Source organism: Microbulbifer sp. TYP-18, assembly GCF_040932045.1.
Taxonomy (GTDB): Bacteria; Pseudomonadota; Gammaproteobacteria; order Pseudomonadales; family Cellvibrionaceae; genus Microbulbifer.
This window is the reverse complement of sequence record NZ_JBFRBC010000003.1, coordinates 147721-157165: the sequence shown is the minus strand read 5'-3', so window position 1 is coordinate 157165 and position 9445 is coordinate 147721. Positions and strand designations below refer to the sequence as shown.

Annotated in this window: 7 protein-coding genes; 2 read left to right on the top strand and 5 right to left on the bottom strand. The window is 59.5% G+C overall.

Features of this window, described 5'->3' with window-relative positions:
* Positions 1-70: 70 nt before the first annotated feature.
* Both ABVT36_RS05115 and ABVT36_RS05110 read left to right on the top strand, forming a co-directional pair.
* Positions 71-1810 carry a SulP family inorganic anion transporter gene (locus tag ABVT36_RS05115; protein ID WP_368455573.1) on the top strand — a complete coding sequence of 580 codons (1740 nt, stop codon included), beginning with the start codon at positions 71-73 and terminating at the stop codon, positions 1808-1810.
* Between the two features lie 63 nt (positions 1811-1873).
* Positions 1874-4090, top strand: coding sequence for an ATP-dependent helicase (locus ABVT36_RS05110; protein ID WP_368455572.1), 2217 nt, complete (start codon positions 1874-1876; stop codon positions 4088-4090).
* 169 nt (positions 4091-4259) lie between these two features.
* Here the strand turns inward: ABVT36_RS05110 and ABVT36_RS05105 are convergent, their stop codons facing one another.
* From ABVT36_RS05105 to ABVT36_RS05085, 5 genes are all read right to left on the bottom strand, one after another.
* Positions 4260-4952 carry a DUF4919 domain-containing protein gene (locus ABVT36_RS05105; RefSeq protein WP_368455571.1) on the bottom strand — a complete coding sequence of 231 codons (693 nt, stop codon included), beginning with the start codon at positions 4950-4952 and terminating at the stop codon, positions 4260-4262.
* On the bottom strand, positions 4933-6198 hold the full coding sequence (locus ABVT36_RS05100; RefSeq protein ID WP_368455570.1) for a patatin-like phospholipase family protein: 1266 nt from the start codon (positions 6196-6198) through the stop codon (positions 4933-4935). The genes ABVT36_RS05105 and ABVT36_RS05100 overlap by 20 nt, the downstream gene beginning before the upstream one ends.
* Positions 6199-6313: 115 nt before the next feature.
* Positions 6314-7363, bottom strand: coding sequence for a YhdH/YhfP family quinone oxidoreductase (locus ABVT36_RS05095; RefSeq protein WP_368455569.1), 1050 nt, complete (start codon positions 7361-7363; stop codon positions 6314-6316).
* 187 nt (positions 7364-7550) lie between these two features.
* Positions 7551-8735 carry a protease SohB gene (gene sohB / locus ABVT36_RS05090; RefSeq protein ID WP_368455568.1) on the bottom strand — a complete coding sequence of 395 codons (1185 nt, stop codon included), beginning with the start codon at positions 8733-8735 and terminating at the stop codon, positions 7551-7553.
* 52 nt (positions 8736-8787) lie between these two features.
* Positions 8788-9438, bottom strand: a complete 651-nt coding sequence (locus tag ABVT36_RS05085; RefSeq protein ID WP_368455567.1) for a cation/multidrug efflux pump — start codon at positions 9436-9438, stop codon at positions 8788-8790.
* Positions 9439-9445: the final 7 nt, after the last annotated feature.

Genomic DNA, 9445 nt, shown 5'->3' with positions numbered 1-9445 from the left:
GTTTCAATGATTAGCCCGGCAATCTTTTTGACGGTCGGGTAAATACCTTGAGCAAGTATCCCAGGGATCTATGGCAGAGATACGGGCGACCTATCTACTACCCAAATGGTTAAAAAGCTATCGGCGACAGTGGCTGCCCGGCGATGCCACTGCCGCGCTGATCGCAACCATGATGCTGGTTCCACAGGCTCTGGCCTACGGAACCCTGGCCGGCCTGCCACCGCATATCGGTCTCTATGCGGGTCTCTTTCCGCTGATTGGCTATGCGCTGTTTGGCACCAGCAGCGTGCTTTCCGTGGGACCCGTGGCGGTACTGGCCCTGATGACCGCCTCGGCAGTATCCCCAATCGCCCCGCCCGGCACCGATGCGTATGTCGAGGGCACTATCCTATTGGCGGCGCTCAGCGGTGTTTTTCTGCTGGCTATGGGGCTATTGCGGCTGGGCGCCCTGTCCAATCTCCTCAGCCACCCCGTGATCAACGGTTTTGTCTCCGGGGCCGCCACCCTGATCATCCTCGGCCAGGTGGGTCCGCTGCTCGGGGTGGAGAGTTCCGGCAACACCCTTGTGCAATTGATTTCAGTCACCATAAGCGACTTGGAGACGATTAACCCCTTCACCGCCACAGTGGGTGTGACGGCGGTGGCAATGCTGATCTGCGCCCGCCTCGGCCTGGCGCGACTGGCACGGCGCCTGGGTCTCAACGAGTCAGGCGCGAAGCTGCTGGCCCGCGTTGCGCCCATGCTGGTGTTGCTGCTGGCCATAACGCTGGCCTACTTTCTGCACTGGGATGAACATCTCGAAGTTGTCGGCAGTATTCCCGCCGGGCTGCCCAAGTTGGGACTGCCGGCCATTAACTGGGGGCTGACCTACCAGCTTTTGCTTCCGGCACTGATTATCGCGCTACTGGGTTTCGCAGAGAGCCTGTCGGTTGCCCACGCCATCGCGCAGAGGCGCGGTGAGCGGCTGGATCCGAACGCGGAACTCTTCGGCCTGGGCGCGGCCAATCTCGCCAGCGCCTTTTCCGGGGCATTTGCCGTAACCGGCAGTTTCGCCCGCACCGCCATTAACGACGAAGGCGGTGCCCACACCCCGCTAAGCGGCGTGATGGCAGCCCTGCTGATGGTGCTTGTCCTCTTGTTTTTGACCGGACTCTTCGAGCAGCTGCCGCTATGTGTCCTGGCCGCCACTATCATTGTGACGGCGGCCAACCTGATCGATGTTAAAGGTTTTGTGCACAACTGGCGTTACGATCACGCCGATGGCTCGGCCATGGCGGGCACTTTTCTGGGTGTACTGATGTTTGGTGTGGAGGCGGGCATAGGCCTGGGTATCGCCCTGTCATTCGCCACCCTAGTCTGGCGCAGCAGCCGACCCCATATCGCTGTAGTGGGACGGGTTTCCGGTACAGAGCATTTTCGCAATGTGCTGCGCCATACGGTGGAAACCCGGCCGCAGATTCTTTTTCTGCGCATAGACGAAAGCCTGTTCTTCAGCAATATCAGTGCAGTGGAGGACCGGTTGCTGAGTGAGCTGAAACGCCATCCGGACATACGCCATCTGGTATTGATTCTGTCCTCGGTGAACCGCATTGACGGAACCGCCCTGGAGCGCCTGTTCCAGGTAAACCGCGACCTTAAAAGCCGCAATATTTGCCTGCATCTGTCCGAGGTCAAAGGGCCGGTACTGGACCGCCTGAGCCGCTCAAAATTGCTGGGCCAACTGACGGGGCGGATTTTCCTGTCCACCTACATCGCTGAACTGGCACTGCGCCAGGATACGCAACAGGAACCGCAGGCGGGCCAAACCTGAGCCGCCCCCTGTACGCAGCCATCGGATACTGGCAAAATATCCAGTATTTGGCCGACAAAGACCATGTCTTCCTCCCACCTGACAGAAGAACAGCAGGCGATCGCAAATCATCCCGGTGGCCACGCCAAAATCATTGCCGTTGCCGGTTCAGGTAAAACCACCGCTCTGCTGCACTATGTAAAAAACCGACTGGGGAAAGGCACCGCCGCCAAACACATGCTGGTGCTGATGTACAACCGCAGTGCACGGGAGGATTTCGAGCAGCGCCTGGGACAACTGATCGACGGCCCGGTACCGGCGGTGCAGACCTTCCACAGCCTCGGGTACCGCCTCTACCGGCGCATGATCGCCAGAGGGCAGATTGCACAGGCGAACCTCACCCCCCTGTCCCAGTCTTCGGTCCAGCTGCAGATCTGGAAGGCCATCGAACAGTGTGCTCCGCCCGCGGAACTGGACGATATCCGCGCCCGTAAACAGGCGGAAATGGAAGCGGCGGAATGGTTTATCGACTACACCAAGACCATGCTGAGCGGCGATCTCAGTGCATTTCAGGAGCTGGGGCTCGGGGATGAACACCTGTATTTTCTCAAAGTCTTTCGCGCTTTTGAGCAGTGGCGTCACAGCCAGAGGGCGGTAACCTATGCGGACCTGATCTACGACCCCGCCCTCCTGCTCAGCTTATGTCCCGATATTGCCGAACAATACGGCGGCTTCTACCAGGACATCCTGGTAGACGAATATCAGGACATCAACGAAGTACAGCACTTCCTGTTGCGCGTACTGCACGGAAAATCCGCTAATGTGATCGCCATCGGCGACCCCGATCAGACAATCTACGAATGGCGCGGCTCCAAACCTGCCTATCTGCTCCGGCATTTCGATGGGGATTTCCCACCGTCAAACATCTATCACTTGAGCCGGACTTTTCGCTATGGCCACAGCCTGTCACTGGCCGCAAATCACTTTATCCAGAACAATCGCGAACGCGCGGATATTCTCTGTGTTTCCGCCAGTGACGAGACGAGTACAAACATCGAACTGGTGGGCACAGACCGGGAGGTGGCCTGGCTGACGGATCATTTGAGACGGCGGCAAAAAAAGGGTTTGCCATTGTCATCGGTCGCGATTCTCGTGCGTCTCTGGTCGGTCGCCGCACCTATCGAACTGGCGCTGCTCGCCGGGGGCATTCCCTATCGCTCGGCGAACCGCAACACCGTATTGTCCCGCCGCGAATTGCGCGCCCTGTTCTGGAGCCTCAACATCGCCTCAGGCCGCTTCACCCAACTAGCGCCCCAACGCCGCCAGCAGGGTCTCTACGAGTGGCTCACCGCGCCGCATACGCGGATCGCCAAAAAAATCCTCGAACCCCTGTGTGCCCAGCTGGCCCACCTCGACGAGGACTGGGGCCGGCATCTTATGGGTTCGCTGCCCAAAAGTCTCAGCCGGGCGCAGGCGAAACGGCTGCGCCAGCGGGCACGGCTGCTGACGGAAATAGAACAGTGGCGCGGCCTTGCCGGGGAACTGCTGCGACGCCATATGGGTGAACTGGACTACCTGAATGGTATTGCCGCCGACAGTTTTACCCGTCAGCAGGGGGAAGAGCGGCGGCAAACAGCACTGGCTTTCCAGTGCTACCTGGACGGTCTCAGGCAATCACCGGCAGATGCCCTGGCACACCTGCAGGAATTGCAGCAACAGCATTTGGACGGGGTTCAGACCAGCACTGATGCCGTGCTGATCACCACCATGCACCAGGCCAAAGGCCTCGAGTGGGATCAGGTAATTATTCCTTCACTGACACAACACAATATGCCGTATCTGCCGCAAAGGGATTTATCCACCCCGACCAAGGTGGAAAGCGAGCGGCGATTGATGTACGTGGCCATGACCCGTGCCCGCTGCCAGTTATACCTGCTGGCACCGACGCTCAAAGCACAAGAGAGCGACGGGCGGGAGCGACCTTCACCGTTTATCGAGGAAATGCATCTGCCACTCTGCGGACTCATTGAAGAGGGCCTGCGCTCCCGCCCCCGGCAGCTGCACAGCCCGCATCCGGTCACATCCCTGGTACTGCGCTACCTGGACGCCTGCGACTACAGCCCCGGCATTCATGCTCCCCCCCCGGCTCAACGGCGTCCGGCCCCTGGGGAAGGCATCCGCCACCACAAACTCGGTCACGGGCGGGTACTCAAATGGGAGGACCAAAGGGTGGAAATCCTATTCAGTGATCGAAAAATCCGTCGTTTTGACTGGCAGGCCCTATCCCGGCACCTGAGATAGGCGATGGAGAATCAAACCGGAGCATAATCTACAGGCTGTTGTCCCGAACAGAGATATTCGAGTCACAAGTCAAGCGTGTAACGGCTCGATTTATCGTGGAGGGTTTGCGGACATGCGCCGCAAACCTGGGTTGAGGAAAGCCGGGAAAGGATTTTTCAACGGGGGGAAACTAACGCTGGACATCACCTGTACTGTAAGCCAACTGCTCAGTGACGTCGAAGAAGAGCGCATACTCCTCACCGGACTCGGGGTCCCGCACCTGCATCTTGTCGTAGATGCCGTACTGGTCGTAGACGATGGAACGGTCGAGCACCTGGAGCCCTTTAAGGCGCACGAAACCCCGCAGCTCGGAGGTGGTGATGGTTCGGTAGGCGCTGTTCTCACTCCTGCCATCACCACTGGCTTCAATGGAACCCATAAGGCCGTCGACCATATAGCGATGCCTGTCCTCGCGCTGCAGATCCGCAGCGCGGCCGCTACAGACCACGCCGATCATATGCGCTTCCAAACTCATAAAGTTGCCGGACAGCACCTGGTCCACATAATTGAGGCAGGCATCATAATCGCCATCCTCCACCGCCTTATAGGCCTCCGGCAACCCCTCCAGCCTTACACCCCCATAGGGGTTGTATTCTGTGGACTGGGCGTACGCCCGACGCAGCTGATCGAAGTTCAGAGTAAACGAAAGCCTCTGCGCCTCCGACAGCAAACGGTGGTACTCGCTCACATGAACCGGTGCGGCGGGACTCTGTTCGGCCCCGGTCGCAGTGCGCAGTGGGTTACTGCTGCAGGCGGCGAGCAGCAGGCCTGTCGAAAGCATGGCACCCGCCAGGATCGAACTTCTACGCTTGGGTCTTACCATCGCCTGTTTCCGCCTCCGGTTTTACTTTACGGCCAAAAAAGCCTCTCTGTTCCGTTTCCGGCTCTGCAGTTTCCGGCTGCAGAAAATCCCGCAATTTCGCCTGCTCCCACATGGCATCCTGGTATCCCAATTCCATCAGCTCGCCCAGAAACGGCTTTTCGAACAACAGGTAACTGGCTGCCGAAGCACCTCCGCCCGAAGTAGTGGCGCCGGTGGCACGGAACAGCCAGCGCAGCGCCGATGGCAGATAACGCACCTTGCGCCCCGCCAACCGGTCCAGGCTCTGAGAGGGCTCTATAACCGCGGACTCCACCGGGCGCAGTGGCGCCAGCTGCAACAGCTCATCCCCTGGCACAGCGTCGAGCAAATGGTTGACCCTGTCCAGGTGTTCCAGATCCCCTTCGAGACTGTCGATAAATGCCGCATTGAACAGCTGTCCGGCTATCTGCGCCATTGACGGCGAATGTCTCGGTGTCATTGAACGACGCTTGCCCCAGTGCACTGGCGACCGGTTGCTGGACACCCCCACGACGAACACCCGGCTGGCGCCCAGATGCAGGGCCGGACTGATCGGAGCCAATTGGCGCACAGCTCCGTCCCCAAAATAATCGTTGCCAATCCTAACTGTGGGGAAGAGCGTGGGTATGGCGGTGGAGGCCATCAGGTGGTCCGCGGTCAATATCGTACGGGTACCGTAACGGCGGAAGCGACGCCACTCGCACAGGTCTTCCATCCCCTGAAAAAAACTGACGGATTCCCCGGCGCTATAGGACATGGCATTGACACAGACAGCGCGCAGACGCCCCTGTTCAATATTCTGCCGCAGGCTGCCAAAATCAATCGCTTCGTCGATCAACTGCCGCAACGGCTGGTTGTCCAACAGCGCCAGCGGCTTGCGTCGCGCTACCCCCTGGTTGAACAGCGAGCGGGAAATCGACAGCATATTGCCCAGCAGGCTGCGCCAGCTGCTGTTGTAGATCTGCTCTACGGTCAATTCCGCCCAGAGCGCACACAGGCGCTCCACTGCCTCGCGAAAAGTACCCCTATGGGAAGCCAGTAACAGCGCGTTTACGGCACCCGCGGAGGTGCCGCAGATAATCTGGAATGGATTGGGGCTTTCCGCCGGTGTCAGCTCCGCCAGCGCCTTCAGTACCCCAGCCTGATAGGCAGCGCGGGCACCGCCCCCGGACAGCACCAGAGCACTGGACTTGTGGGTCAGCTTGGGTATCTCTCTATTAGCGGTCAATTTATCCAACCAGTACCGGCTTGCATCAGAGTAACAGCCCCACTCGCAGGGGGCACTCCGCGGTGCCGTCGCCCCCCTCCGGGCCCACTATCATAACAGGGTCGCCGGCACAAAATCATGACTCAGCCGTCAGCCTGGACACTAGCGGTTCGCGCTCCGGACAGGCCAGGGACATATCCACCACATAGCGGCCGATGCCGTGCCCCCGATGCAATCGCGCGAGAAACTCCGGTACCTGCTCCAGCGAGATGTCTTCGGCGATCAGGTCCAGCTGTCTGCCGATATACCAGTCGCCCGCGAGGCGCTGCCACACGGCGCTTTTTTTCGCCAGCGGCAGCTCCACACTCTCCACCCCAAGGAGGCTGATGCCCCTCAGGATAAACGGGAATACATTGGCCTGGAACTGGGCCCCGGCCGCCATGCCACAGGCCGCCACGCCGCCCCCGTAGGCCAGGGATTTCACCACATTGAAAAGTGTTTCCCCACCGACGGTATCCACCGCCCAGGCCCACAGTGGCTTTGCTATCGCCTTGCTGGCAAAGGGGGCAAGGGTTTCCCGGTCGAGGACTTTCTGCGCCCCCAGCGCAGTCAGATACTGGGTTGACTCCAATTTACCTGTCACCGCCGCGACCCGAAATCCCAGATGGGCCAACAGCGCCACGGCGATAGAACCAACGCCACCGGTGGCACCGGTCACCAGCACCTCGCCATCCCCGGGTTTGGCACCGGCCTCCAGCAGCTTTTCCACGCACAGGCCAGCGGTCAGGCCGGCAGTGCCGAGAATCATGGCCTCCCGCAGGCTCAAGCCGTCCGGCAGCGGCAGAGCCCAATCCGAAGGGATACAGATGCATTCACTGTGCCCCCCGGGCGTATTCATTCCCAGGTCATATCCTGTGACCAGGATTTTGTCACCCGCCGCAAAAACCCCGCTCGAATCGCTGATCAAGGTACCTGCGGCATCGATGCCCGGGGTGTGGGGGTAATGCCGGGTCACGGCGCGATTACCATATGCCGACAGGGCGTCTTTGAAGTTCAGCGACGAATGGGACACCGCCACCAGCAAAGGATAGTCGGGCAATTCCTGTACCTGGCGCTCAACCAACCGCTGGTCAAACTTACCGGGGGCCACTTCCTCCACCAGAATCGCACGAAATCCTGTTTTCATACTGATTGGCCTCCGTTCCTCCCAACCCTATCCCGATTGGCGCGCCCGCAATACGGCGGTCTTTTTAGTTTCTCTTGGATCGCTTCCGTAACAATACTAGCGCACCAGCTTTTGCCGGCTGACGGCAGTACCCGAGACAGTGACTTAGGCCGGCCTTGTACTGGCCTTTACCCCATCATCGGGCCACCTATTGGGCCTGGTGGCGCCAAGCGGCCAGGCGTGAGAAGAGGCGTACAAGCGCAGCCTCCACCCCGGTTTGCACCGCCAGGCCCATTTTCTTGGCAATATTTCTCCTTTCCTTGTACTCCACCAGGTACAACTCAGCATCGCGGGCCCTGCCGGTGAGGTATTCATCCGAAGTCTTCAGCTCGTCGACCAGTCCCAGCTCCAGCGCCCGCTGGCCAAACCAGACCTCTCCGGTGGCAACGCTGGCCACATCCAGTTGCGGCCTGTACTCCGCAACAAAATGCTGAAACAGCACATGGATGTCTTCCAGATCGCTCTGGAATTTCTCACGCCCCTCCTCGGTGTTTTCTCCAAACATGGTGACAGTGCGCTTGTACTCACCCGCAGTGAACAATTCAAAATCTACGTCGTGGCGTTTGAGCAGGCGGTGAAAGTTCGGCAGCTGCGCCAGTACACCAATGGACCCAAGCATGGCGAAGGGCGCAGCAATGATACGGTCTGCCACGCAGGCCATCATATAACCGCCACTGGCAGCCACTGTGTCGACGGCGATGGTCAGCTTGATTCCCGCACTGCGCACTCGCGCCAACTGGCTGGCGGCCAGCCCGTAATTCGCAACCATGCCACCGGGACTTTGCAGACAAACAACCACCTCGTCGGCGGGTTCAGCCACCTGAAGAATGCCAGTGATCTCCTCGCGCAACTGGGACAGTGCGCTGGCTTTGATGTCGCCATCGAAATGGGCGACGAATACCCGACTGGCGTCTTCGTCACCCCTGTCCCCGGCTTTCGCCGGTGTGTGGTGGTCACCGGCCTCGGCGTCAGCCTCGCCCTGCTCCGGCACCGGGGTGTCGGTACTTTCGAGGTCCGCGCGCCGCACCGATTGCGCCGGCTTTTGCTTACGCCTGGCCTTGTGCTTGTCCTGTAACGCCTTGGCCGCGGCTTTGTGCTCCTTGGCCTGCTGCTTTTTGACGCGGTGGAACTCCCGCTTGTCCATCACCGCTTCCAGCAGTGCATCTTTCATCGCCTCATAGCGTTCGTTGAGATGCGAAACCCTGATGTGTCCCTGGGACCGCTCCTTCAGATGCTCGCGGTTGGCAACCACAAAGCCAATGACAACCAAAAGCGCCGCTACCATTGTGACCACTTTGGCCAGAAAAAGGCCGTATTCACTGATAAATTCCACTGAGACTCCCACTCTGAATCAATTTATTGGCCGTCGGCCAAACGCGTTATTGCTACTGCCATGCCTCCAGTGCCGACTCCGCCTGCTGGTTCAGCGGCCGCGCCAACAAACCCGCATGGCTGATCCGCACATCGTAAACCGCACCGTCCCGCATGGGCACAAAGGTCGCACTGCCATATACGGTATCGACAAAAGGCAAGCCATCACCGACCTGCCGCAGAAATTGCCACACATCAACGCCGTAGTTGCTGCCCTGCAGTTGGTGCACTGTTCGCTGTTTGACGCGCTCATCCTGCAGTGTCAGATAACGGCCACTGATACGGTCCAGGCGGTAGGCCGGTTGAATTCCCCAGCGCGCCAGCGGCCCCTTCCATTTGAGTATACGCGCGTCCAGCTGCCACTGGTCCCCCCTGAGTTCCACCTCCCGAATCAACCCATCCTCATCGGCAAATTTGGTCAAAAAATGCTGGGGGTCAATTTCGCGAAACGACAGGGTTCCGACACTCTGCTCTTTGGCGAGGTTGCGATAACTGTATATATCGGCCGCCACCAGCACCACCATCAAGGCGGCGCCACACAGGGCGAGACCAATGGCCCCACGAATAAAACCAAACAGCCAGCTGCCGCCAACCAGCACCCGCCCGCCCCAAAAAACCAGTAGCAGCGCCAGCATGGCAACAAGCAGCGCAATCGCTATGTACATGGTGTCA

Excerpts from the sequence above, each read along its gene's own strand:
- ABVT36_RS05115 (WP_368455573.1), top strand. The coding sequence starts at position 71 with ATGGCAGAGATACGGGCGACCTATCTACTACCCAAATGGTTAAAAAGC.
- ABVT36_RS05110 (WP_368455572.1), top strand. The coding sequence starts at position 1,874 with ATGTCTTCCTCCCACCTGACAGAAGAACAGCAGGCGATCGCAAATCAT.
- ABVT36_RS05105 (WP_368455571.1), bottom strand. The coding sequence starts at position 4,952 with ATGGTAAGACCCAAGCGTAGAAGTTCGATCCTGGCGGGTGCCATGCTT.
- ABVT36_RS05095 (WP_368455569.1), bottom strand. The coding sequence starts at position 7,363 with ATGAAAACAGGATTTCGTGCGATTCTGGTGGAGGAAGTGGCCCCCGGT.
- ABVT36_RS05085 (WP_368455567.1), bottom strand. The coding sequence starts at position 9,438 with ATGTACATAGCGATTGCGCTGCTTGTTGCCATGCTGGCGCTGCTACTG.